At 60.2% G+C, this 24085-nt stretch carries 19 protein-coding genes; 4 read left to right on the forward strand and 15 right to left on the reverse strand.

What is annotated here, in order from left to right:
- Positions 1-4: 4 nt before the first annotated feature.
- The 11 genes from ACR0E6_RS08450 to ACR0E6_RS08500 form a co-directional block, all read right to left on the reverse strand.
- Positions 5-331 carry an antibiotic biosynthesis monooxygenase family protein gene (locus ACR0E6_RS08450; RefSeq protein ID WP_170452244.1) on the reverse strand — a complete coding sequence of 109 codons (327 nt, stop codon included), beginning with the start codon at positions 329-331 and terminating at the stop codon, positions 5-7.
- Between the two features lie 122 nt (positions 332-453).
- A complete protein-coding gene (locus tag ACR0E6_RS08455; protein WP_480582373.1) occupies positions 454-2739 on the reverse strand; it encodes a glycosyl hydrolase family 28-related protein in 2286 nt (761 codons plus the stop codon).
- A gap of 137 nt (positions 2740-2876) precedes the next feature.
- Entirely contained in the window at positions 2877-3278 is a 402-nt protein-coding gene (locus tag ACR0E6_RS08460) for a DUF4864 domain-containing protein (protein ID WP_480582375.1), read from the reverse strand.
- 48 nt (positions 3279-3326) lie between these two features.
- Positions 3327-4901 carry a lysine--tRNA ligase gene (locus ACR0E6_RS08465; RefSeq protein WP_480583132.1) on the reverse strand — a complete coding sequence of 525 codons (1575 nt, stop codon included), beginning with the start codon at positions 4899-4901 and terminating at the stop codon, positions 3327-3329.
- A gap of 159 nt (positions 4902-5060) precedes the next feature.
- The gene (locus ACR0E6_RS08470; RefSeq protein WP_170523158.1) at positions 5061-5918 is read right to left on the reverse strand and encodes a beta-keto acid cleavage family enzyme; all 858 of its coding nucleotides are present in this window, start codon (positions 5916-5918) and stop codon (positions 5061-5063) included.
- Between the two features lie 69 nt (positions 5919-5987).
- Positions 5988-7799 carry an AMP-dependent synthetase/ligase gene (locus ACR0E6_RS08475; RefSeq protein ID WP_480582377.1) on the reverse strand — a complete coding sequence of 604 codons (1812 nt, stop codon included), beginning with the start codon at positions 7797-7799 and terminating at the stop codon, positions 5988-5990.
- 26 nt (positions 7800-7825) lie between these two features.
- Complete coding sequence (locus ACR0E6_RS08480) at positions 7826-8611, reverse strand: TIGR03084 family metal-binding protein (protein ID WP_480582379.1); 786 nt, start codon at positions 8609-8611, stop codon at positions 7826-7828.
- Positions 8611-9738 carry an NAD(P)H-dependent flavin oxidoreductase gene (locus tag ACR0E6_RS08485; RefSeq protein WP_170622328.1) on the reverse strand — a complete coding sequence of 376 codons (1128 nt, stop codon included), beginning with the start codon at positions 9736-9738 and terminating at the stop codon, positions 8611-8613. Before ACR0E6_RS08485 ends, ACR0E6_RS08480 begins: the two co-directional genes overlap by 1 nt.
- The gene (locus ACR0E6_RS08490) at positions 9735-11714 is read right to left on the reverse strand and encodes an acetyl/propionyl/methylcrotonyl-CoA carboxylase subunit alpha (RefSeq protein ID WP_480582381.1); all 1980 of its coding nucleotides are present in this window, start codon (positions 11712-11714) and stop codon (positions 9735-9737) included. Before ACR0E6_RS08490 ends, ACR0E6_RS08485 begins: the two co-directional genes overlap by 4 nt.
- Entirely contained in the window at positions 11707-12519 is an 813-nt protein-coding gene (locus ACR0E6_RS08495; RefSeq protein ID WP_170452258.1) for an enoyl-CoA hydratase-related protein, read from the reverse strand. Before ACR0E6_RS08495 ends, ACR0E6_RS08490 begins: the two co-directional genes overlap by 8 nt.
- Positions 12519-14138 carry an acyl-CoA carboxylase subunit beta gene (locus tag ACR0E6_RS08500; protein ID WP_480582383.1) on the reverse strand — a complete coding sequence of 540 codons (1620 nt, stop codon included), beginning with the start codon at positions 14136-14138 and terminating at the stop codon, positions 12519-12521. Before ACR0E6_RS08500 ends, ACR0E6_RS08495 begins: the two co-directional genes overlap by 1 nt.
- Positions 14139-14200: 62 nt before the next feature.
- Here ACR0E6_RS08500 and ACR0E6_RS08505 point away from each other — a divergent pair, with 62 nt between their 5' ends.
- Both ACR0E6_RS08505 and ACR0E6_RS08510 read left to right on the forward strand, forming a co-directional pair.
- The gene (locus tag ACR0E6_RS08505; protein WP_170523141.1) at positions 14201-14845 is read left to right on the forward strand and encodes a TetR/AcrR family transcriptional regulator; all 645 of its coding nucleotides are present in this window, start codon (positions 14201-14203) and stop codon (positions 14843-14845) included.
- Positions 14846-14869: 24 nt separating this feature from the next.
- Positions 14870-16039 (forward strand): acyl-CoA dehydrogenase family protein, encoded by a 1170-nt coding sequence (locus ACR0E6_RS08510; protein WP_170523138.1) that lies wholly within the window; start codon positions 14870-14872, stop codon positions 16037-16039.
- A 138-nt stretch (positions 16040-16177) separates the two neighbouring features.
- Here the strand turns inward: ACR0E6_RS08510 and ACR0E6_RS08515 are convergent, their stop codons facing one another.
- Both ACR0E6_RS08515 and ACR0E6_RS08520 read right to left on the reverse strand, forming a co-directional pair.
- Positions 16178-17410 carry an HlyD family secretion protein gene (locus ACR0E6_RS08515; protein ID WP_480582385.1) on the reverse strand — a complete coding sequence of 411 codons (1233 nt, stop codon included), beginning with the start codon at positions 17408-17410 and terminating at the stop codon, positions 16178-16180.
- 3 nt (positions 17411-17413) lie between these two features.
- Positions 17414-17812: a hypothetical protein gene (locus tag ACR0E6_RS08520; protein ID WP_480583135.1), complete on the reverse strand. Its 399-nt coding sequence runs from the start codon at positions 17810-17812 to the stop codon at positions 17414-17416.
- Positions 17813-17997: 185 nt separating this feature from the next.
- On the opposite strand from ACR0E6_RS08520, the gene ACR0E6_RS08525 reads away from it, so the two are divergent.
- Together ACR0E6_RS08525 and ACR0E6_RS08530 are read left to right on the forward strand one after the other, a co-directional pair.
- On the forward strand, positions 17998-19071 hold the full coding sequence (locus ACR0E6_RS08525; RefSeq protein ID WP_480582386.1) for an NAD(P)/FAD-dependent oxidoreductase: 1074 nt from the start codon (positions 17998-18000) through the stop codon (positions 19069-19071).
- The gene (locus ACR0E6_RS08530; protein WP_170452270.1) at positions 19068-19712 is read left to right on the forward strand and encodes a DUF938 domain-containing protein; all 645 of its coding nucleotides are present in this window, start codon (positions 19068-19070) and stop codon (positions 19710-19712) included. Before ACR0E6_RS08525 ends, ACR0E6_RS08530 begins: the two co-directional genes overlap by 4 nt.
- A gap of 267 nt (positions 19713-19979) precedes the next feature.
- On the opposite strand, the gene ACR0E6_RS08535 is transcribed toward ACR0E6_RS08530, so the two are convergent.
- Both ACR0E6_RS08535 and ACR0E6_RS08540 read right to left on the reverse strand, forming a co-directional pair.
- Positions 19980-22487 carry a GcvT family protein gene (locus tag ACR0E6_RS08535; protein ID WP_170523122.1) on the reverse strand — a complete coding sequence of 836 codons (2508 nt, stop codon included), beginning with the start codon at positions 22485-22487 and terminating at the stop codon, positions 19980-19982.
- Positions 22488-22650: 163 nt separating this feature from the next.
- Positions 22651-24057 carry an FAD-binding oxidoreductase gene (locus tag ACR0E6_RS08540; protein ID WP_480582388.1) on the reverse strand — a complete coding sequence of 469 codons (1407 nt, stop codon included), beginning with the start codon at positions 24055-24057 and terminating at the stop codon, positions 22651-22653.
- Between the last annotated feature and the right edge of the window lie 28 nt (positions 24058-24085).

The raw sequence follows: 24085 nt of genomic DNA on the forward strand, positions 1-24085 counted from the left end.
CAGGTCAGGATCGGTCAAAGGTTTCGGCCACCTCGTACATGACCGGTTCAAAACTCTTGCATAATTCGTTGAGCTTGCGGTTGCGGTCCCGCATCTCGGGCGTGCGCAACATGGCCAGGAAATCCTCACGGCGTTCCCACTGTGAATAGTTGGCAATGCGGGTCTGCGCGTCGTTCACATGAAGGCCCGCTGACACAAATCCCGGCTGCTTGGAGATGAAGCTGGAATAGGCATCCGTCAGCGCTTCCAACAGATCCTGACAGGTTCCCGGTGTCATTTCAAATGTTGTAATGACGGTCTGCACGGTTGCGGTTTTGGCGATGGTCGGCATCTGATCCTCCTTTGGCTGATCTCAGCCTAGCACAGGAAACCTATAAGTCGCGCAATTCCTTGGATTCTTGTGATTTTGGCAAGAGAATGACGGCCGCCCGCTTGGGGCGACCGCCTGAGCACTTACCGCTCCATTCGCACCAGAACAGATGCCGTACCCCTCAGGTTTTCCTGCCACCGCAGGCGAACGCCGTCTTCGTTATTCCCCTGCTCGACATCGACATAGGGCGTGGCATAGCGGACTGTGCCAAGCGTACTTCTGAGCGCCCCCAGCGCGGTGACGGAATCGCAGCTGCGCGCCTTGCCCTTGAATGGCAAGCGGGCAGAGGTCCAAACGCTCCATGTCCCGGCAGCCGTGTTCTGTGTATGGCGAAGCCGAAGAGGGTTCGCTACTTTCTTGTCGATGCCGTGAAAGGTGTTGTTCTGGAACGTCACATTGACGTGGCGATCCTTATTGAGGTCAGCAAAAGTTGTATCCACCCGCTCGGCACGTTCGATGTCGCTGCTGCTTGACCGGAACACGTTCCCCGTCACCGAAAGCCCGTTCAGAAAATGCCCCGGCCCATGGGGGCGGACCACAATATAGCTGAACCAGGGCGGTGCTTCGCTGGAATAGAAGATGTTGTCCGTGATGCTCATGGCGCTGAACGAATTGCCCGAAACATAGCTGGGTTCTGCGTCGCGCTCGTTGCTCCATTCGATAAAGCAGTTGTCGATGTAGTTCTGGGCAATGGTCGAGCTGTTATAGGTGCCAATCATGATCAGGCCAGCGGTGCGAACGCCCTGCGGAATGCTGTCCCCCTGAAAGAAATGATTGCCCAAAATCATGTTGTTGTCGCCGCCCACCACGGCGAAATGCTTGAACCTTACGACACGGTTATGGCGCAACTTGATGTCATTTGCGTTTGTGTTCAGCGCAATCGAGTTACGCTCGGGTACGGTGAAGGATTCCTCGGCGGACAGGAACTGACAATTGTCGATCAGCATCCCCTTGCACCCGGTCCCGGTTGACGAGATGCCGCGATCTTTGGGGCGGCTGATGAAACAATCGTTCAGCGAAAACGTGCTGCCCGACTGCGCCAGACGGATGGCGCTGCACCGGCTGTTGCACTGGAATTCGATCTGCTCCATGCCGAATTTGCGCAGTGTACTGAAGCCGCTGAAATCCAGCAGATATTTGAAGGACTGGAATGTATAGGTCTGCGTGCCCGAGGCGTCATAGATCGGCGCATTCAGCGTGATCTCGCCCGCGCCGACATCCTTGGACCGCACGTAAATCTCGCGCCCCACGCCTGCGCCCTGCACCAGTGATCCAACAGGGATGTTCGCCACATTGGCCACATCCGTCAGACGGGTATTGTCGGAAGGGTCATAGGTGGCGACCGAGGTGAAGGTCTCGGTGTCCCAATCCGTGCTGCTTTTGACGTCGAACTGTCCGTTACGGATCACACGTCGGGTGGAGAAGCCTTGCTTGTTGGGCACAGCCGCCGCCATATCAATCGGCCCCGTCACCGCGACCTTGCGCCCGCCCAGATCCAGCGAGTCGTGGTCCGAATTGTTCAGCAACGCCTGAAATGCCTTTTTGAAGGCCAGTTCCTCATCCCCGAAAGCGGTGATGTAGGCAGGCAGATCGAAATTCTTGGTCAGCAGCAGCATCTTGTCGTCGGGCATGGTCACTGTGCCCTCGAAATCCATCTCGGACGCCATGCTGGTATTTTCGGCCAGATGATATGTTCCCTGCGGAACATAAACCCGACGACCGCCCGCAGCCTGATCCGCCGCTTCGAACGCAGCCGAGTCATCGGTGACGCCGTCGCCAATGGCCCCGTAATCGCGCACATCCACAACGCTGATCATCTCGCGCAGGAACACGCCGGTCACATCCGTGATCTCGATGTCATCGACCCGCACCAGTGCGCCGTTGGCACCAAGGATATCCAGACCAAAATGGCCGTACAGCGCATCGACACCCCAGGGCATGTCCACCCCGGGGCGACGCCCGGTGCCGACGATTGCGGTGATTTCATGCACCGCCCCGTAGCCTGAAAGTTGCGTCGCCGGCCCCTCTTCGATCACGCCGGTCAGGTTTGTATCCCCGGCCCCGCCGGCCCAGGCCGCAATCCGAACCTCGGGCAACGGACCGCTGACGGCTTTGACCCGCGCCTTGATCTGCAAATAGCAACCAGGCAGCAGCGGTGTCTGGCCCATATAGCGCAATTGCTGCGTTGGATTGACCTTCAGAATCTCAAGACAGCCGCCAAAATCCGCATCCGCTGGCACAAATGCCCCCGTGCCCGACCCGGCATAGGTGGGAGAGCCCGGTGTCCCGTCCCCCGCAGACCAAACCCCCAGACCATCCGCGAATTGAGGCGGCATGAAAACGATGCCGTCGGTGATTGCCTTGTTCATAGAAATCCCTTTCCCAATCGCGCCGCACAAAACAGCGGCACGTTCAAACCCTCAGCCCGGGTCCACCCCGAACGCGAAAGTCTGAGTATCCAAAAGGGATTAACTGCGGCTCATCCCACCGTGACGGTGGCGTTGCCTCAGGCTGATGGGTCGGAATTGCCCAGCAATTGCACGCCGTTGATTTTCCAACCGCTTTCCTGCTGGATCATCTGGTAGTCGAGAATGTGAACCCGGCCGTCACCATCCACGATCATGACCTTTTGCCACAGCGCGCCCGCAATCTCGCGCAGTTCCAGAAACCGCACCTCGGACGGCCGCCACACCATCGGATAGCCGTTGCGCACCATGGCACCAAAGTTGTCGGGATTCTGGAACAGGCGCTGGATATTCGGGCTGGCAAAGGTGAAGGCGGTGGCGAAATCGTCAGCTTCGAACGCTTCGATCTGCGCCGCGATATTGGCCTCGATCTCTTCGCTCTGACCATAGGCACCCGAAGCCAGAGCGACACTCAGGGATACAACAAGCAAAAATCGACGCATGGGGCCACCTCCTGACGGAAGGGTAGCCCCAAGCGGGGTCAGGTCAAATCAGACCAGCTCTCCGGTCAGGGCCTTGTCGATCAGGGCGATCGTCTCGGCCACGCCGTAAAGCGCGATGAAACCTCCAAAGCGCGGCCCCTGTGAGGCCCCCAGCAGCACCTCATAAAGCGCCGTGAACCAACCGCGCATCGGGTCGAACCGCTCGCGTCCGATGGAATAGACCACCGATTGCAGCGCCTCGTCCTCGACCGGGCCGTCATAGGCCTCAAGCGCGGCTTTCAGCGCCTGCAGCGCTTCGCGTTCCTGATCGGTCGGTGCGCGGTGCTTGCGGGTCGGTTTGACGAAGTCGTTGAAGTAGCGCACGGCAAAGCCTGCCGCCTGATCCAAATCGGGATGGCTTTCCGCAGTCGCGTCGGGCGCATAACGGCGGATAAAACCCCACAACGCCTCTTTGTCCTCGGCCCCGGACACTGATGCCAGGTTCAGCAACATCGCAAAGGGCACCATCAGGGTCGACTCGGGCACCTCTCCGCCATGGATATGCCAAACCGGGTTGTTCAACTGCGCCTTCAGGTCCTGACCCGGATAGGCACGCAACTGTTGATGATACTCGTCATAAGCTTTTGGGATCACATCAAAATGCATCCGCTTGGCGGTCTTGGGCTTTTGATACATGAAATAGGCCAGCGACTCGGTCGGCGCATAGGTCAGCCATTCGTCAATCGACACGCCATTGCCGGAGGACTTGGAGATCTTCTGACCGTTTTCATCCAGAAACAGCTCATAGCTGAAATGCTCAGGCGCACGGCCACCCAACGCACGGCAGATCGCGTCATAGATCTTTTCGTTGGTCGCGTGCTCCTTGCCATACATCTCGAAATCGACGCCCAGCGCCGCCCAGCGCGCGCCGAAATCCGGCTTCCACTGCAGCTTCACGTGGCCGCCGGTGACGGGCACGGTCCATTCCTTGCCGGTTTCATCGTCAAAGGTCACCGTGTAGGTCTCGGCGCAGACCTTTTTCATCGGCACATACATGACCCGCCCGCTTTCCGGGTGCAGCGGCAGGAAGATCGAATAGGTCTGCTGACGCTCTTCGCGCAGGCTTTTCAGCATGATTGCCATGATCTCGTCATAGCGTTCGACCGCGCGCTTGAGGATCTCGTCAAACTGCCCGGACTCGTAGAATTCCTTGGCCGAATAGAACTCGTAATCGAACCCAAAGGTATCAAGAAACCGCCGCAGCATCGCGTTGTTGTGCGCGCCAAAGCTGTCGTATTCGCCGAACGGATCCGGGACCGAGGTCAGCGGACGCTGCAAATGCTGTTCAAGTATCTCAGGGTTCGGCACATTGGTCGGAACCTTGCGCATCCCGTCCAGATCGTCCGAGAAACAGATCAGCTTGGTGGGGATATCCGACAGCGCCTCGAACGCACGCTTGACCATCGTGGTCCGCGCAACTTCGCCAAACGTGCCGATATGCGGCAAGCCCGAAGGGCCATAGCCCGTTTCAAACAGAACATAGCCCTTTTCCGGAGCATTCTTCTGATAGCGCTTGAGCAACCGGCGCGCCTCTTCAAAAGGCCAGGCCTTGGACGACATTGCGGTGTCACGCAGTTCAGACATTTCGATATGCTCCATCGGGAAAGCTGTGCCGGTCACCCGATGCGACCGGACCGACCCCTCCTATTGTGCTAGTGCAGCATGAGTCAATAATGGCTCATGCTTTTTCGGCCAAGCAAGCGTGGCAGGCTGATCGCACGCAGACGAAATCGGCCTGGCTGGTCAGCCAATCCCCAAGATCGCGCGCGCCTCGGCCGGGGATGCGACTGCGCGCCCGGCGTTGCCAGCACATGTGGCCAGCGCTTCGATCAACTGCCCGTTGCCCGAGGTTTTGTCGCCCGACGGCAGATAGAACGTGTCCTCAACCCCGGTGCGCAACATACCACCCAACTCGGCGCTTAGCTGGTGCACTGGCCAAATATCCGCCCGTCCGATCAACGTTGTCTGCCATTTTGATCCGGGGATCATGTATTTCTGAAGCAGACGCAGCAGATCACCATCCACCGGCATGCCCGAGGCGACACCCATCACAAGGTTATACTGTGCTTGCCTGGCCATTCCCGCACGGACATACATCTCGACCGAACGGACAATGCCCACGTCAAAGCACTCAAACTCTGGGATGCTTCCGGTCTCTGCCATTACGTCCAAGAAGCCCTGCACCTTTTCGGGCGGGTTATCGAAGACCATCGGTGGCCAGGCCCAATCGCCCGAGGCCCGCAGCTTGAGGTAGTTCAGCGTCCCGGCATTGCAGGCCGCAATCTCGGGCCTGAGTTCACGCAACACACCAACCGGCGCGCTGATATCCGCACCGGGCAAGCCGGTGGTCGAATTGATCAGCACTTCCGGACAGGCATCGCGGATTGCATCTGTAATGTCACGGGCAACTTTTGGATCCCAGCTGGGTAAGTGGCCGCGACCGGGGCCCTGATCCCGGTAGTGGACATGAATGATCGACGCCCCCGCATCATAAGCTTCACGCGCCGAGGCTGCGCAGTCTTCGGGGGTAACCGGAACGGGATGCTGCATCGGGTTGGTCAGCACACCGTTCAGCGCACAGGTCAGGATCGCCTTATCCATGGTCAAGGCCGTGGCAGGCACCAAACGCAGCGGGTTTGATGGGGGTGGTTGGGTCGTTCAAATGGGGGCTCATAAAGGCTCCTGTTCGGGGGGATTTGCATAGATTGCATCGATTAAAGCGGCATGGTTTTTCTCGATCACCCGTCGCTTCATCTTAAGGGTCGGGGTCAGTTCATCGGCGTCCTGAGACAGAGGTCGGTGCAGAATACGGAATTCATGCACCTGATTGACGCGAGAATAACGAGGGTTGATCTGGGCAATGGCGGCAGCGACAACCTCTTGCACGCAGGGATGCAACGGTGTCGGGTTGTCCAACCCTTCGGCCTCGGCAAAGGCGGCCAGCGCATCTTCCGAGATACTCAGCAGCGCGGCCACGAATTTGCGCCCATCTCCCAACAACATGGCGTGTTCGACCAGCGGAATATCCGTCAGGTCATTTTCAATCGCGGCGGGCGAGATGTTCTTGCCGCCGGTGGTGATCAGAATTTCTTTCTTGCGCCCGGTGATGGTGACAAACCCATCCTCGTCGATCTGCCCCAAGTCACCTGTAAGAAGCCAGCCATCTTCGGTCAGGGTTTCGCTGCTGGATTCAGGGTCTTTCAGATACCCATCAAAGACGTTCGGACCACGCACCAAAACCTCACCGTCCTCGGCAACGCGCGCCTCGATGCCCGGCAGAGGTTTGCCGACACTGCCCAATCGGTTGGCGCTGGCGCAGTTCATCGTGCTGGGGCCGCAGGCCTCGGACTGGCCGTAACCTTCATAGACATCGATGCCGAGGCCGAAAAAGAACTGCAGTGTCTGAACCGAGATCGGTGCCGCAGAGGACAGGATCGTACCGCAATCCGCCAGCCCCAATGCGCGGCGCACCCTTCTCAGCAACAGCCGATCAGCCAGACGGTATTGCAGCGCAAGGCCAAAGCCGGGCTTTTGACCCCCAAGCCGCTTTTGAGCCACCTCCTGCCCAACACCCAGTGCCCAGCGCGCCATCGCGCCTTTGGCCCCTTTTGCCGCAGCAACACCCGTGGTGATCCGTTCTTCGATCTTCTGCCAGACGCGCGGCACGCCCAGAAACACCGTTGGGCGGCACAGGGGCAGCACATCGCGCATGGTCAAAGGGTCCAGACAATACCAGACCTGACTTCCAAACACGGCTTGGCCCAAAATCGAGTTGTTGAACTCTGCAATATGGGCCAGCGGCAGGTATGACAGCATACGCGCGCCGTCCTTGACCTGCATGAACTCACCAAGCGTCTGCGTTATCCAGATCGCGGCGCGATGCGACAGCACAACCGCCTTCGGTTTCCCGGTGGTCCCCGATGTATAGACTAGAAGTGCCGTGTCTTTCAGCGTCAGCGCATTGCGGCGGGCGTCCAATTCGGGCTGAAACTCTGCCCCGCCAAGCCCAAGGAAATCAGGCCAGGACAGCACATCGGCCTCTGCCACCTGTCGGTTCATGGACACGACGTGGCGCAGACCCGGGACATCTGCCCGCACCGATTGCACCCGCGACAGGTTTTCGTCCGTGTCGCACAAGACCAGCGGGCAATCCGAATGGCGGATGATATAGTCAATCTCTTCGGCTGATGAGGTGAAATAGATCCCTGTCGGATTGCACCCGGCCGCCATTGCCGCATGGGCCATGACCACCCATTCCGGGCGATTGCGGCCGAGAATGCAAACGACCTGTCCGGGGTCAAGCCCCAAGGCGATCAATGCACGACCCGCCCGCTCAACCTCGGCCCCGAACCCCGACCAGCTTTGCGATTGCCAATCCCCATCAACCTCGTGCCAATAAGCAGGCGCATCCCCAAGCCGCCTGACGGTGTCGATCAGGTGAAGCGGTACGGGCTTCAGGGTATTGGCGTCGATCGGCTGCATCTCGTCCTTTCCGGGGTCAGGACCGTTTATTGCCGGAACCGCGATCCGGGCGGCGGCGTGGTCTCAGGCGGTCCAGCAAAGCACTGGGCGTTTTCCATCCATTCCCTCGCCAGATCGCCCGAAACGGTCAGATCAGTGTCCACATAGCTGCGCGTCTGCGTCACCGTCTGCGCAAACCCAAGGGCCGAACCGCTGATCTGCCCCACCGACGCGTCGCCAAATTGCCAGACCTCGCCCGAGGGCGCAGTCAGTTCGACGGCAGGCATCGCAGGCGGAACCTCTTTCCCGCGCAGTTGGAACGAAAACCCGAATGTGTTGACGCCCAGAATGACGATGTTCTTGATCCGGTCGCTCTCGGTGCGTTCCGCGCCGAAAAGGTCAAAGACCTCGTGCCCATGGGCCCAGGTCTCCATCTGGCGCGCGCTGATGGACGACCGCGCCGACATCGACGGTCCCACCCAGGGCAGGCGCGTTTTGGGATCCACACCCTGCCAACGGGTGGCCATATCGCGGAAGTAATCCCGCCAGAGGGTCAGCAGCGCCTCGCCCCGTTCCGAGATGGCGGCGTTTTCCATGGCCCGAAACCCCAGCGTCTGGATTTTGGGCAGGCTTTCACCCAGCATCGCATTGAACGCATCCGCCGAGGTCAGCGACAGATCGGCGGCCCGGTTCCAGAAATGCAGATGCGCCAACACATCATTCACCGTCCACCCCTTGAACTGGGTGGGCGCATCCCAACGTCCGTTGCACTGCGCCTCGATTACGGCAGCCAATGCTTCGCTTTCCTCCAGAAAGGCAGTGACCTGTTCCATTATGTCTCCAACAGAGTATTGAGCCGGTCGACGGCGTCCAGAAAATCGGCTTTGAAATCCTGAACGACCTGTCCGGCCGAGGTTGTTTCATTCATCAATCCAACCGCCTGTCCGACCCAATAGGTCGCCAGTTCGGTCGCACCTTCATGCCCGGCTGAGGCCAGTTTTTCGGTCAGATGCAATGCCGGCTCGCTGACGATGGTCTGGAACGGCATCGGCAAGGGGGACACATCGCTGTCCTCCCACGCATCTGTCCAGGCCGATTTCAACTGTCGGGACATCTTGCCGGTACGCGACTTGCTGCGCACAGTGTCCGAGGACGTGGCCGCCAGCATCTTGTCCTTGATCGGCTGCGCCGGTTCCCCTTCGGCAGTTGTCAGCCAAACCGAACCGCACCACGCGCCCGCAGCCCCCATCGCCATCGCGCCCGCCATCTGGCGACCCGTGGCAATACCGCCCGCCGCCAGAACCGGCCTGCCTTGCGCGACCGAGACGATCTCGGGCGTCAACACCATGGTTGAAACCTCACCGCAATGACCACCCGCTTCGCCGCCCGCAGCCACAAGAACATCCACCCCGGCGGCGATCTGCCGTTCGGCGTGTTTCTTTGCCCCGACCAGAGCGGCCACCGGAACGCCCCGCTCATGCGCCATGTCGATCATGATCTTCGGCGGCTCACCCAAAGCGTTTGCGATCAGCTTGATCGGGAACGAGAACGCAACCTCAAGCATCGCCTGCGCGCCTTCTGCATCCATGTTGCGGGCGAAATCCAGGAACCTGATCCGATCATCATCAATCCCGGACGTGTCGATGCCATGGCTTTGCAGGACTTGTTCGGCCAGTAGTTTCTGCTCGGCGGGCAACGCGGCCAACAATTGGTCGGGGTCAAGCCCTGCACCAGAGGCCGCCAGGTTGTTCGGTACGATCAGGTCCACGCCGTAAGGTTTGCCATCGACGTTGGCGTCAATCCATTCCAGTTCCTGCCGCAACTGCTCGGGCGTGTACATCACCGCGCCAAACACACCCATCCCACCGGCCCGCGACACCGCAGCGACCACATCCCGGCAATGGCTGAAAGCAAACAGCGGGAACTCCAGCCCCATATTCTTGCACAGCTCAGAATTCACGGCGCGTCTTCCTCCAACGCGATCATCAGCGCGCCAGCGGTCAGTTGCGCACCGGCCCGGGTGACAACCTCGCGGACCTGTCCGTCGCGCGTGGCCGTGATCTGGTGCTGCATTTTCATCGCTTCGAGAACGGCCAGCGTCTGGCCCTTTTCGATCTCATCACCCGGCGCGACGTTGATCGAGACCACAACCCCCGGCATCGGAGCCACGATCCGGCTGCCGCCCGCATCGTCGCCTGACGCGGCCAACGGATCGAAAATCGTGAAGGTAAGGTCAACTGTGTCGCGGCGCAGACCGAATTGGCCGTTGCCCCAGCGGGTGAAGCTGACGGTAACGCGCCGCCCGTCCAGCGCCAGGGTTGCGCTGGTGTCGCCCATGCTCTGAACCGTCACGACAAAGCTGTCATCGCCGCAACGGACGTCGAAATGATCGCCAACCGGTGAGACCGAGACCTTGGCCTCGGCCTCGCCGTGGATCAGTGTGACCATGTTCGGCAGCGGCGCAACGCTGTGCCAGTCCAGCAGTTCTTCGCTGACGACGGTGGATCGCGCAAACAGGCGGTCGCGGTCCTGACAATGGATCAGAACGGCGGTCAACGCGAAATCGGCGGGCCGGGCCTGAACCGGGTCGACGCCATCGGGATAGGTCTCGGCGATAAAGGCCGTGGTGGCCGATCCGTCGGCAAAACCAGGCTGGTTCAGCGCGTCGATCAGAAAGCCGCGATTGGTGGTCAGACCCAACAGCGCGGTTTCCTTCAGCCCGGCGACCAGACGACGACGCGCCACGTCGCGGCTGGGGCCGAAGCCGATCACTTTGGCCAGCATCGAGTCGTAGAAGGGCGAGACCTCACCCCCCGTTTCGATGCCGGTATCGGTGCGCATCCCTTCGCCGTCGGGTGTTTGCCACAGGGCAATCGGGCCAGTCGCGGGCGCGAAATCCGCGCCGGGGTCTTCGGCATAGAGACGCGCCTCGATGGCGTGCCCGTCAAGCCGCACATCCGCTTGCGTCAACGGCAGGGGCAGGCCTTGCGCCACGATGATCTGCAACTCGACCAGATCGAGGCCGGTGATGGCCTCGGTCACCGGGTGTTCGACCTGCAACCGGGTGTTCATTTCCAGGAAATAGAACGCACCCGAGGCATCCAGAAGGAATTCCACCGTACCCGCGCCGCGATAGTCCACCGCACGGGCGGCGGCGATTGCAGCGTCGGTCATTTCCTTGCGCAGTTCGGGCGTCATCACCGGGCATGGCGCCTCTTCCAGAACCTTCTGGTGACGACGCTGGACCGAGCAATCGCGTTCGCCCAGATGCAGAGTTGTGCCGTGATCGTCAGCAAAGACCTGAACCTCGACATGGCGCGGTGCGATGACGGCTTTTTCCAGAATCAATTCGCCGGACCCAAAGGCGTTTTCCGCCTCCGACCGGGCCAGTTGCAATCCTGCGGCCAGATCGTCGGCACCACGCACGATGCGCATCCCGCGCCCGCCGCCACCGGCAGCGGCCTTGATCATCAGCGGGAAGCCGATCTTGGCGGCGGCCTCGGTCAATGCGGCATCGGATTGATCCTCGCCTTCATAACCGGGTACGCAGGGAACCCCGGCGGCGATCATCAACCGTTTTGCGGCTGCCTTGTTGCCCATCGCACCAATTGCTGCGGCAGGCGCGCCGATAAAGGCCAACCCCGCAGCACCCATGGCGGCGGCAAACGCCTCATTCTCGGACAAAAAGCCATAGCCCGGGTGGATCGCCTGTGCGCCCACCTGTTGGGCTGCGGCAATGATGGCATCGCCGCGCAGATAGCTGTCCGCCGGGGCCGAGCCACCGATATGAACCGCATCATCCGCCAGTTTCACATGGCGAGCGTTGCGGTCCGCGTCCGAGTAAACCGCGACCGTCCGCAGGCCCAGCCGCCGAGCGGTGTCGATGACGCGGCAGGCGATCTCACCCCGGTTGGCAATCAGAATTGTGTCAAACATCTTCGGCCTCGGCCCATTTCGGATTTCGTTTCTGCATAAAGCTGGTGACGCCTTCGATCCCTTCGGGCGACAACAGGCACCCGGCGAAGTCATCGGCGGCGCGGGCAATCTGGTCCTGTCGTGGCAGGCTTTCCATGTCGCGCAACAGCGCCTTGGTCACTGCCAGAGCATTGGGTGACACACGGGTGATCTGCGCCCGAATGTCGGTCAAGGCCGCATCAATCCCGTCTGCGCCGCTGACCAACTGATCGACCAACCCAACCTCAACGGCTTGCTGGCCGGTCAGAGTGGCAGCAGACAGCATCAAACGGCGTGTCTGACGCCGCCCCAGCCGCCGCTGCACCATGGGCGCGATCTGGGCGGCAACGATGCCGATCCGGGTCTCCGTCAGGGCGAATTTGGCGTTTTCCTCGGCGATCACCAGATCACCGCAGCAGACCATGCCAAAACCTCCGGCCATGGCGGCCCCTTCGACCACGATGACCACGAATTGCGGCAACTGATCGATGGCATCGAACACCATAGCCCCACGGACCGATGCCGCAATGACCTCATCGCGCGCATCCGCTCCTTGGAAAGCGGATTGAAACGCCCGCAGGTCCCCTCCGGCGCAGAACACTCCGCCCCGACCGCGCAGAACCACGCCGCGAATGTCACGGCGTTCCTGCAAATTGGCGCAGAGGGCCAGCAACTCATCGATCCGCTCGAACGTCAGCGGGTTGCGACGGGCCGGTTCGTTGAACCAGACCGTCAGCCACCCGCCCTGCTGTTCAAGGTCCAGATGCTTATAGGCAGCGCCGTCCATCACATCCGCCCCACGCCAAATGCGTTGAGTTTGAGACGGCGATTGCGGCCTTCCTCGACCGTTTCCAGACACATGGCCAGAACCTTGCGGCTGTCGCGCGGATCGATGATGCCATGGTCCAGAACACGCCCCGAGGTGACGAAGCTATCGGATTGTTCGTCAAAGATATGGCGGATGATCTTGCCTTGCTGCTCCAACGCCTCTTTCGGCAGGTCTATGCCCTTGCGCTTGGCGGTCATGGCCTGCACGACACCCATGGTCTTGGCAGCCTGCTCGCCCCCCATCACACCGGATTTCGAATTCGGCCAGGCGAACAGAAAATCGGGCGCAAAGCCATATCCGGCCATGCCGTAATTCCCGGCGCCGAAGCTGGACCCGATATACATCGTGATCTTGGGCACCCGCATGTTGGTGACTGCCTGAATCATCTTCGAGCCGTGCTTGATCATGCCCGCCTGTTCATAGGCGGTGCCGACCATGTAACCGGTCGTATTGTTCAGGAAGATGACCGGGATGTCCGCCTGATCGCACAGCTGGAAGAACTGCGTGGCCTTGTTCGCCCCTTGCGTATCAATCGGACCATTATTGCCAATGATGCCGCAGGCAAACCCGTGGATCGAGGCGCGCATACAGACGGTGGCCGGGCCGAAATCCGGTTTGAAATCCTCAAACTCAGACCCGTCGACCAGACGCGCCACCACCTCGCGCACGTCATAGGGCACCTTGGGGTCGGCAGGCACAATCCCAGCCAGTTCCGCCGGGTCATAGACCGGAGGTTCAAACGCGCGGCGCGGCGGCATGGATTGTCCCTTGTTCCAGTCAAGCTTGCCGACCACATCGCGTGCCATGGCAATCGCCTGCACATCATCCTCGGCCAGATACTCGACCAGTCCGCTGACCGAGGCGTGCATCTCGGCCGAGCCAAGCTCTTTCTCGTCCGCCTCTTCCCCGGTGGCCGCATAGACCAAGGCGGCCCCGGCCAGAGCCGCCATGCCGTTCTTTTTCACCCCGATCACATAATCCGACAAGCCGGGCATATAGGCCCCGCCCGCAGTTGACGCCCCGTGCAGGACCGCGACTGTGGGAATGCCTGCCGCGCTCATCCGGGCCAGATTGGCAAAGGCTGTGCCGCCCCGCGCCCACATCTCGACCTTATAATTGGTCAGGTCGGCCCCCGCGCTTTCGACCAGATGAACAAAGGGCAGCTTGTGTCGCAGCGCCAACCGCTGCACGCTTAGCCCGGCCTCAAGCCCCTTGACGCCCATCGCACCAGCTTTGATGCCGCTGTCATCCACCCAGATGATGCAGCGCACGCCGTTCACAAATCCGATCCCCGCGATCAGCGAAGAACCCGGCACCGATTTCTCTTCTTTCGAGCTGTCGATCAGATACCCAGCAATGGTGTGCAGCGCCAGAAACGGCATGCCGGGGTCAAGCAGCCGGGCCAGACGCTCGCGCGGTAAAATCTGCCCGCGCTTTTCGAACCGCTCGCGCTTCTGTTCCGACAGCTTCACGGGCCGCGCCTCAAGCTCGCGCAGTTTTTCGACCAGAGACAGCATCGCCGCCTGATTTTCGTGAAAAGTTTCGCTGCTGGTCTGAATTGATGATTGATATGGCACGGTGGCTCTCATATAAAACAGGACGTCCTGTTTTTTTCACAAGTCCAGAGCAGCCTGTCAACATGAAAACCAACACGACTTCGTCTGACGCAACTGGCACATCGCCCCGTCGCCAGCAGGATCGCGCGGTTGCGACACGGCGCGCGGTGCTGGATTCCGTGATCGAATGCCTTGACCAACTTGGCTATGCCGAGACCAGTTTCAGCGCGATCCAAAGCCGGTCAGGCCTGTCGCGCGGATCGGTGAACTATCACTTTCCAACCCGCCACGACATGATCGTGGCCGCTGCGGAACTGATGTTGGACAACGCCCGCGCCGGTGCGATCAGCTATTTCGGACGCGCGCATGGTCAGGACAGCGCCGGGGACTATGGGCAGATCGCGCAGTTGCTGTGGTCAAGGGTTGTGAACACCTCGGCCGGGCGCGCCTTTGTCGAGCTGATGGTGGCTGCGCGCACTGACCCCAATCTGGAATTCGCGCTTAACGACATGCTGGCGCAGTGGGACGCGGATTTGAACCAGCAACTGCGCGCCACCTATCCCGATGATCCGGAATTGATGGTGATGGTCTGGGATCTTTGCCGCACCTATTTGCGCGGGCTGTTGATTCAGGCGCGGTTTGCGCCGGACCCGATGGCCCTGCAATCCAAAATCGACCAGTTCTCAAAAATCGTCTGGCAATTCGTTCAGTCCAGAAATAGCACCTGATCACAGTTCGGGGGAAAGAGCATCATGTACGACAATACGCGGCCCGACCGTCATTTCAGCGCAGAGCATCAGGCCTTCCGCAGCAGCCTGCGCGCTTTTGTCGAGGCCGAGATCATGCCCAATATCGACACATGGGAAGACGCCGGTCGCCTTCCGCGCGAGCTGTACAAGAAAGCTGCCGAGGTTGGATTTCAGGGCGTCGCCTTCCCCGAAGATCTGGGGGGGGCGAACGGTGATCTGTTCATGCAAGTGGTTGGCACCGAAGAGATAGCGCGCTGTGGTGCGGGGGGCGTTGCAGCCTCGCTGGGGTCTTTTTCGATTGCGCTGCCTCCGATCGCGCAAAGCGGCAACGCGGTACTGCTCGAAAAGTTCGTGAAACCGGTGATCGCAGGCGACCGCATCGCGGCGCTGGCCATAACCGAGCCCGGCGGAGGATCGGACGTGGCCGCCCTGCGCACCACCGCGATCCGGGATGGTGACCATTACATCGTGAACGGGGAAAAGACCTTTATCACCTCGGGCATGCAGGCCGATCAACTGACCGTGGCTGTGCGCACAGATCCTGACGATCAAAGCATGACCGGCATCTCGTTTCTGGTTGTCGAAGGCGACACGCCGGGGCTGACCCGGACAGAACTGAAAAAGATGGGCTGGTGGGCGTCGGACACAGCGCATCTGCATTTCGACAACTGCCGCGTTCCGGCTGAAAATCTGGTGGGTATGGAAGGCGAAGGCTTTCTGGCGGCCATGCTAAACTTCAACAATGAAAGACTGGCCCTGGCGGTGCACGCCTACACGATGGCGCAGGTCTGCTACGACGAGGCCCTGGCCTGGGCCAGACAGCGCACTGCCTTCGGCAAACCGCTGACAGCGCGTCAGGCCATTCAGCACAAGCTGATCGACATGGCGGCCCGGATCGATGCGGCCCGAACCCTGACCTATGACATCATCTGGCGCTACATGCAGGGCGCTGACCCCTTGAACGTCCACGTCGCCCGCACCTCGATGGCCAAGGTAACAGCGACGGACGCGCTGAAATTTTGCGCCGATGAGGCGGTGCAGATTCTGGGCGGTGCGGGATATATGCGGGGGACGGCCTCGGAACGGATTTACCGCGAAGTGAAGGTGATGACCATCGGCGGCGGCACGGATGAGGTGCTGCGCAATCTGGCAGCGTCACAACTGGGGATTTGACGGGGCATTCATCCTCAAAGTTTCATCTGTCACCTGAAGCACATCGGCCTGCCTACAGATCAATTCAAACCGCTTTGCGTGCTGGAATTTTACCGGTCCGCATACGACCCCGGTCTGACGACCGGGGTCAAAGACAGATCAATGGCCGGTCAGGACCAGAGTGTTCACCGGCATCAGGATCAGTCGCAGACGCAATCCCGCAGCATGAACCACGCCGATGGTGTCGACGACATGCAGGAAGGCCCCTTCCCAAAACCCAAGGTCTTCATGCTCTAGCCGTTCGTGGTTGTCGGTGTAGACATTTGCCAGACAGTTACTGCCCGGCGGAATGTCGTCGGTCATGCCTTTATACAGTGGCTCCATATACACCAGAATAGAACCGGGGTTGTTGTTGGTCTGCACGTCCCGCAACTCATCCGACGGGCGGATCTGGCCCGAGGGGATCACGTCCTGCACTTCGACCACGACCATCGGGATCACGGTAAAGGGTTTGGTCATGCAACCCAGCTCTCCGATCATGCCGGGTTTGATGACTTGTGCAGAAAGCTGGTTGAATGCAGCCTGAAACCTGTCATGCCCGAAATGCGACGGCACCAGAATACCGGCAGGTCGCAAAAGCGGGCTGACGTAATCCCCCACTTGCAGCCCGAATTGTTCGACCCGACCGGTTACTCCGGCGTTGATCACGGTCTTGTCCAACTCGGTCAGCGCGGCGTCCAGTTGGGCGTTGGCGCTGGCTAGCTGGGCCGGGATCAACTCTTCGATCTGCTGAACCACCGCCGCACGCCGGGATTCCGCAGCCGTGACCTGCGCCTCGCGCTCCTCTACCAGATTCTCCAACCGCTCGATCTCGGTCAGACGAACGGCGCTCGATCCTTCATCCCGCAGCGTGGTATTGCGTTCCAGATCCTCAAGCGATTGATCCAGCGCGGCGCGGGCACCGGCGATCCCGGCGTCGGCTTCGGCCAGATCGGTTTCGGCCACTTTCAGCGAGGCCTGCACCTGAGCAACCTGCGCATGCGCGGCCTGAACCTGCGCCTGCTGAGTGAAATCCTCGATCCGGAAAATCGGCTGGCCCGCCTGCACCAATTCGTTGTTGCGGACATAGACCTCGGACACGCGCCCACCCAGTTGCGGCAGGATGGTGACCGTCCGGAAATAGGACGCAGCGGTTGTGCTGGCCGGGTGGAAATAGAACAGCGTGGTGATTACCGTCAGGGCCAGAATGGCACAGGTGGTCAGCCCCCAGCGCAATTCATACCACATGGTGAACAACGTAATCTCATGCCCGATCCGCTTACCTTGGACAAAGCGGCGGAACAGATAGTCGGGCAGCACCGTAATCAGGGCGCAGATCATCGTCTCGATCATGACTTAGTGCTCCTGCGCTTCGGTTCTGTCCGCACTCGGCGCGGCTGGGGGCGGCGCTTCGGGCAGCGTCTCTGGCACAGGTGACCGACCCAAAGATCGAATAGCGTCGGCAATGTTCTTCATCGGCGTCGCAAAATCCGGGAACTGGAACCCGGCAACCAGAATGGCCGCAATCCAGAAAATTCCGTTATGCGTGAACAGGGCCAACAGCGCCAGAATTCCCACCAACTGGAACTGCGGATGGTTGTTTTCATGCGCCATTTTCTCGGGAACCGAATGAAGTGTCAGGTAGCCAACACCGATCAGCACCACAAGCACCACAAAGAAAACGACCATGGCGGAGAAAAGGTAATCGCTTCCGTCGGCTGCGACGACGTATCTGGGAATATGCCCGGTGGCCATTGGATGAAGCTCTGCTGCGGTCACCTTACCCTCCTGTTTGTTTTGCTACTTCTTTGACCGGGTTGAAGCACAAATTCAAGCTTGCTTATAGTCCACGGACCGACTGTCGAGACGAACAGGGACCTCAGACACCGATATGAAACCTGAAACCCTTTGGGGTACCTGCCTAAATGAAAGCACATGATATGATTGATTTCCTCATCATAGGCGGCGGCATTGCGGGGCTGAGCGCAGGTGCCCGGCTGTCACAGCACGGGTCCGTGACCGTGTTAGAGGCAGAAGATGCAGTTGGCTATCATGCATCCGGTCGATCAGCCGCCCTGTTCGAGCAGAATTACGGCCCGCCATCGGTGGTAGAGCTGAACAAAGCCAGCGCCCGGTTTCTGCTTACAGAGAACGGAGGCTACCTTACACCCCGCGGTCTGATGCTGGTCGCAGCCAAAGATCAGCGTGAAGCCTTCGATGCTGATCTGAGCAGTCTCGACATGAGCAGGGTGTCGGTCGAAGATGCAGTTTCCCGAATACCAATTCTTGATCGCGCAGGTGTTGGCTATGCCGCACTCAGCGAAGCCGCGTTTGACATCGACACGGATCGCTTGCTGCAGGATTTCTCGCGCACCATTCGCAGAAATGGCGGGGCCGTGCTGACAAGGCACAAGGTGACGGCCATTCACAAATCGGCGTATTGGCGGGTCGAGGCCGGAGACGTATTCGACGCCCGCCACCTGATCAACGCGGCAGGCGCATGGGCGGATGAGATTGCACAACTGGGCGACGTTCAGCCCATCGGCATCACCCCGCGCCGCCGTTGCATGGCGCGAATCCCGGCCCCAGGAGGGCACGACGTCTCGGGCTGGCCGATGATGCTGGGCACAGACGAAAGCTGGTATGCTAAACCGGATGCGGGCAAGTTGCTGGTATCTCCGGCCGACGCAACACCGGTTACACCGCATGACGCCTATGCGGACGACATGGTACTGGCCGAAGGCTTGGCGCGGTATGAGGCTTTGGTGACCGAACCTGTCACGCGGATTGAGACAAACTGGGCCGGGTTGCGCAGCTTTGCGCCAGATGGGACGTTGGTGTTGGGCCCCGACCCGCTGGAACGGTCGTTTATCTGGTGCGTTGGTCAGGGCGGGTACGGGTTCCAAAGCGCGCCAGCCGCTTCTCAGTTTCTGGCAGATCTTGTTGTCGGAAACACTCCGATATTTGATCAAACCATCATCGACATGCTAACCCCGGACCGATTGAACAGATGAGCAAGCGCATCCCTCCGCCAAATGCCAGCGTCGCCACCCCGGCGGAAAACGGCAAACTGGTCGCGCCCGCCGCCACCCGGAACGCAGGCGTTCTGAGTGACCTTTTGGAAGCGTGGGCCCCCTCCGACGGCTCCGCCCTCGAAATCGCCAGCGGCACGGGCCAGCATGTTTGCGCCTTTGCCGAGCGTTTGCCCAACCTGTTCTGGCAGCCGACAGAGATTGATCCCGAACGCCGCGCCAGCATTGATGCATATGCACTCAATCTCCCCAACATCGCACCGGCTTTGGAACTGAACGCAACGCAAGCGGGTTGGAGCAAGCAATTCGCGCCGAAGGACCTGATCGTGCTGATTAATCTGCTGCACCTGATCAGTTGGGAAGAGGCGGAAACTCTGGTGTCGGAAACCGCAAAAAAGCTCTCACCCGGTGGGCGCTTTATTCTGTACGGCCCGTTCAAACGGGACGGGCTGTTGACCAGTGACGGAGATAAACGGTTTCATGAGGCGCTTGTCCTGCAGGACCCCGAAATTGGTTACAAAAACGATGCCGACATTCGATCAATGCTGTTTGCCAAGGGGATGAAGCGCGTCGAAACCGTTGAAATGCCCGCAAACAATCTGGCCTTCATTGCCACGGCATAAGTCAGCCGGCCTTGTTCAAAAAGCCTGCTGTCGCAGGCTTGCCTCCGGCGGAGGTATTTTTGAACAGAAGAAGTAACGGATCGTTAACTCTGATCGGCGACAGTGTTTTTGCGGTACAGGCGGAGGCGCCGATGACCGTAACAGGAGAAGGCCCCCCTCGCCAAAAGCAGGGGGGCTGGATCTTGTGACCAGCCCCCGCTTCTCTTGTTCAAAAATACCTCCGCCGGAGGCATGGGGCGCCGCAGGCGGCCCATTTATTGCGACCCATTAGCCGTCCTTGCGGATGACCTCGTTTTTCGGGTCATACGGGCTGTCGCAAGTGACAACCGCATCCCACAGTTTGTCCTGCATTTTGACCTGCAGCTTGGTGCCTTCGACCGCCAGTTCTGGTTTCACGTATCCCATACCGATGGATTTTTCGAACGCCACCGAGTAGCCACCCGAGGTCAGACGTCCCACGCGCTCACCTTCCGGCGTATAGAGCGCCTCGCGGCCCCACGGATCGGCATCGTCCGGCCCGTCGATCAGCAGCGTGCAGCATTTCACGCGCACGCCGGTTTCTTCCAGCTTGGCCTTGCCGTGGAAATCCTTGGACAGGTCGACAAAACGCGGCAGGTCGGCCTCAAGCGGGGTCGCATCGCGACCTAATTCAGTGCCGAAGGCGCGATAGGATTTCTCCTGCCGCAGCCAGTTTTGGGCGCGGGCACCGACCAGCTTCATACCGTGTTTCTCACCGGCCTTTTCCAGCAGATCGAACAGGTAGTTCTGCATCTCGATCGGATGATGCAGTTCCCAGCCCAACTCACCGGTATAGGCCACACGGATCGCGTTGACCGGGCACATGCCCAGTTCGATCTGGCGCGCCGACAGCCACGGGAAGCGCTTGTTGGACAGCGCGGTGTCCGGGTCGGCGTCCTTGATGACCTCTTTCAGAACGTCACGCGACTTGGGTCCGGCGATAGCGAAAACACCCCACTGAGTGGTCACGTCCTGGATTTCGATATAGCCAAACTCCTCCATCTTGTCCTCAGCCGCCTTGCGCAGGTAGTCGGCGTCATACTCAGTCCAGGCACCGGCTGAGACGATGTAGTAGTTGTTTTCGCCATTCCGGACGATGGTGTATTCGGTGCGGGTGGTGCCGTGCGAGGTCAGCGCGTAGGTCAGGTTGATGCGCCCGACCTTGGGCAGCTTGTTGCAGGTGAACCAGTCGAGGAATGCGGTCGCACCGGGGCCTTTGACGACATGTTTGGTGAAGGCCGAGGCGTCGATCAGGCCAACTCCCTCGCGGATCGCCTTGGCTTCTTCGACGGCGTATTGCCACCAGCCGCCACGGCGGAACGAACGGCTTTCCTTGTCGAAACTGTCCGCCGCGTCTAGCGGGCCAAAGTAGTTGGGGCGTTCCCAACCGTTGACCCAGCCGAACTGTGCGCCACGCGCCTTCTGGCGGTCATACGCCGGGACGGTGCGCAACGGGCGGCAGGCCTCGCGCTCTTCATCCGGGTGGTGCAGGATGTAGACGTGTTCGTAGCATTCCTCGTTCTTGCGGGCTGCGAACTCGGTGGTCATCCAGTTGGACGAATAGCGTTTCGGGTCCAGCGAGGCCATGTCGATCTCGGCTTCGCCATCGACCATCATCTGCGCCAGGTAATAGCCGGTGCCGCCTGCAGCGGTGATACCGAAGCTGAAGCCCTCGGCCAGCCACATGTTGCGCAGGCCCGGAGCCGGTCCAACCAGCGGGTTGCCGTCAGGCGTGTAGCAGATCGGGCCGTTGAAATCGTCTTTCAGACCAGAATCGGCGCAGGAAGGGACGCGCTCGGCCATGGCCATGTACTGATCAGCGATCCGGTCCAGATCCAGCGGGAACAGGTCGGCGCGGAAGCTGTCCGGCACACCATGTTCGAACTGCGCAGGCGCACCATGTTCGTAGATGCCCAGAATCCAGCCGCCGCGTTCCTCGCGCGCATAGGATTCATTGTCGGCGTCGCGGATTACAGGGTGCTCCGCGTTGCCCGCCTCACGCCATTTGACCAGCTCGGGGTCTTTGTCCATGACGATGAACGTGTGCTCGACCGGGATCGCGGGCATCTTGATGCCCAGCATCTTGGCGGTGCGCTGCGCGTGGTTGCCTGATGCGGTCACCACATGCTCGGCGGTGATGACCACCTGCTCATCGGACGGGATAAGGTTGCCGCCCTTTTCGACCATCTTGGTGCAGGTGACTTCCCAATGGGTGCCGTTCCAGTGGAAGGCATCGGCCTGCATCTTGCGCACGATGTCCACGCCGCGCTGACGGGCACCCTTTGCCATGGCCTGAGTAACATCCGCAGGGTTAATATAGCCATCTTCAGTGTGATAAATCGCGCCCTTCAGGTCCGAGGTCTCGATCAGCGGCCAGCGTTCCTTGATCTGCTCGGGCGTTAGCCATTCATAGGCGACATCGCAGGTCTCGGCGGTCGAGGCATAGAGCATGTATTCATCCATACGCTCCTGCGTCTGCGCCATGCGCAGGTTGCCCACCACGGCGAAGCCCGCGTTCAGGCCGGTCTCTTCCTCAAGCGTCTTGTAGAAATCGACCGAGTATTTGTGGATGTGGGTCGTTGCGTAGGACATGTTGAACAGCGGCAGCAGGCCCGCCGCGTGCCAGGTCGAGCCCGAGGTCAGCTCATCCCGTTCGATCAGCATCACATCGTCCCAGCCCGCTTTGGCCAGATGATAGGCAATCGAGGTGCCGACGGCACCGCCGCCAACAACCAGTGCTTTGACTTGGGTTTTCATAACCGGGCGTCTCCCCTTGAATTCAGTTGCACCCATATGGCGCAAATCCAGGGCGCGGCGCGACATTCATCCGACCGGTGATAAGAAAAAAACGACCCGCAGGCTGAATCAGTGTCCTAAAAAGTCGCAGTGAGACAGCGAATATGGCCCGCGATACAGCGGGCTATTGGTCCCGAACCATCTTTCCTGGGTTCATGATATTGTCCGGATCCAACGCAGCCTTGATCGTGGCCATGTACCGGGTCGCAGCGCCAAGTTCCTTGACCAGATAAGGGCGCTTTCCCTGACCAATTCCGTGCTCACCCGTGCAGGTTCCATCCATCGAGATCGCCAGATCGTTCAGCCAGCCGACGAACTGATCGGCCCTGGCAACCTCATCTTTGTTGTCCATATCGATCAGGGGTAAGGTGTGGAAATTCCCATCGCCCACATGCCCGACAATCGGGGCGATCAGGTCCAGTTCGGCGGCTTTGCCTTGCGCGGCACCCACCGCTTCGGCCAAGCGCGAGATCGGAACGCAGACATCCGTCGATATGCCCTGTGCGCCGGGGCGCAATTGCAGGCAGGCCCAATACATATCATGGCGCGCCTGCCAAAGCTTGTTGCGTTCTTCGGTGGTCGAGGTTGCGGCGAAATCGGTTCCCCCGAATTCAGTCGCTATTTCACCAAAAGTTGCGGCCTGTTCCGCCGCGCCATTCTCGGACCCGTGGAATTCCAGCAGCAACAGCGGAGTTTCGGGCAACGTCAGGCCAGAATAGGCGTTCGCGGCCCGAACCGACATCTCATCCAGCAGTTCAATCCGCGCGACCGGGATGCCGTATTGGATTGTCATCATCACCGCCTGACACGCGGCATCGACGGTTGGGAAAGAACAGCGGGCCGAGCTGATCGCCTCGGGTATCCCGTGCAACCGCAGCGTCAGTTCCGTAATAATGCCCAGCGTCCCCTCGGCCCCGATCAGCAGCCGGGCCAGATCGTAGCCGGCCGAAGACTTCTTGGCGCGGTTCCCGGTTCGGATCACCTGCCCGTCTGGCATCACGGCCTCAAGGCTCAGCACGTTGTCGCGCATGGTCCCGTATCGCACGGCATTGGTGCCCGAGGCCCGCGTTGCGGCCATTCCACCCAGCGAAGCGTTGGCCCCCGGATCGATGGGAAAGAACAAGCCCTGATCGCGCAGATGGGTGTTCAGGTCCTCTCGGGTGACGCCGGGTTGCACGACACAATCCAGATCGCTGGCATTTACCGCCAGCACCCTGTTCATCTGCATCAGATCAACGCAAACCCCACCGGCTGGCGCATTGACGTGCCCCTCAAGCGAGGTGCCGGTGCCGAAGGCAATCACCGGAACCTTGTGGGCCGCGCAGGTTTTTACGATGTCGGCGACCTCGCTGGTCGTCTGCGGAAAGACGACGGCATCGGGGCTTTGGTTCGCGATCCACGTCGTGGTGTGACCATGCTGTTCCCGGATCGCGGCGCTGGTTTGAAGCCGGTCGCCAAAGCGCTGTTTCAGAATTCCAATCGCCGTTTCAATACCCGCGTCATTGCGGGGCAGCGCGGTTGCCTGCACCATCTTGGTTCTCCCCTGCCCGACAGGGTGC

The sequence above is a fragment of the Ruegeria sp. AP12 genome (genome assembly GCF_056540025.1).

Bases quoted from the DNA above. Each gene is read 5' to 3' on its own strand.
- ACR0E6_RS08450 (WP_170452244.1), bottom strand. From the start codon at position 331: ATGCCGACCATCGCCAAAACCGCAACCGTGCAGACCGTCATTACAACA.
- ACR0E6_RS08455 (WP_480582373.1), bottom strand. From the start codon at position 2,739: ATGAACAAGGCAATCACCGACGGCATCGTTTTCATGCCGCCTCAATTC.
- ACR0E6_RS08460 (WP_480582375.1), bottom strand. From the start codon at position 3,278: ATGCGTCGATTTTTGCTTGTTGTATCCCTGAGTGTCGCTCTGGCTTCG.
- ACR0E6_RS08465 (WP_480583132.1), bottom strand. From the start codon at position 4,901: ATGTCTGAACTGCGTGACACCGCAATGTCGTCCAAGGCCTGGCCTTTT.
- ACR0E6_RS08470 (WP_170523158.1), bottom strand. From the start codon at position 5,918: ATGGATAAGGCGATCCTGACCTGTGCGCTGAACGGTGTGCTGACCAAC.
- ACR0E6_RS08475 (WP_480582377.1), bottom strand. From the start codon at position 7,799: ATGCAGCCGATCGACGCCAATACCCTGAAGCCCGTACCGCTTCACCTG.
- ACR0E6_RS08480 (WP_480582379.1), bottom strand. From the start codon at position 8,611: ATGGAACAGGTCACTGCCTTTCTGGAGGAAAGCGAAGCATTGGCTGCC.
- ACR0E6_RS08490 (WP_480582381.1), bottom strand. From the start codon at position 11,714: ATGTTTGACACAATTCTGATTGCCAACCGGGGTGAGATCGCCTGCCGC.
- ACR0E6_RS08495 (WP_170452258.1), bottom strand. From the start codon at position 12,519: ATGGACGGCGCTGCCTATAAGCATCTGGACCTTGAACAGCAGGGCGGG.
- ACR0E6_RS08505 (WP_170523141.1), top strand. From the start codon at position 14,201: ATGAAAACCAACACGACTTCGTCTGACGCAACTGGCACATCGCCCCGT.
- ACR0E6_RS08510 (WP_170523138.1), top strand. From the start codon at position 14,870: ATGTACGACAATACGCGGCCCGACCGTCATTTCAGCGCAGAGCATCAG.
- ACR0E6_RS08515 (WP_480582385.1), bottom strand. From the start codon at position 17,410: ATGATCGAGACGATGATCTGCGCCCTGATTACGGTGCTGCCCGACTAT.
- ACR0E6_RS08520 (WP_480583135.1), bottom strand. From the start codon at position 17,812: ATGGCCACCGGGCATATTCCCAGATACGTCGTCGCAGCCGACGGAAGC.
- ACR0E6_RS08525 (WP_480582386.1), top strand. From the start codon at position 17,998: ATGATTGATTTCCTCATCATAGGCGGCGGCATTGCGGGGCTGAGCGCA.
- ACR0E6_RS08530 (WP_170452270.1), top strand. From the start codon at position 19,068: ATGAGCAAGCGCATCCCTCCGCCAAATGCCAGCGTCGCCACCCCGGCG.
- ACR0E6_RS08535 (WP_170523122.1), bottom strand. From the start codon at position 22,487: ATGAAAACCCAAGTCAAAGCACTGGTTGTTGGCGGCGGTGCCGTCGGC.
- ACR0E6_RS08540 (WP_480582388.1), bottom strand. From the start codon at position 24,057: ATGGTGCAGGCAACCGCGCTGCCCCGCAATGACGCGGGTATTGAAACG.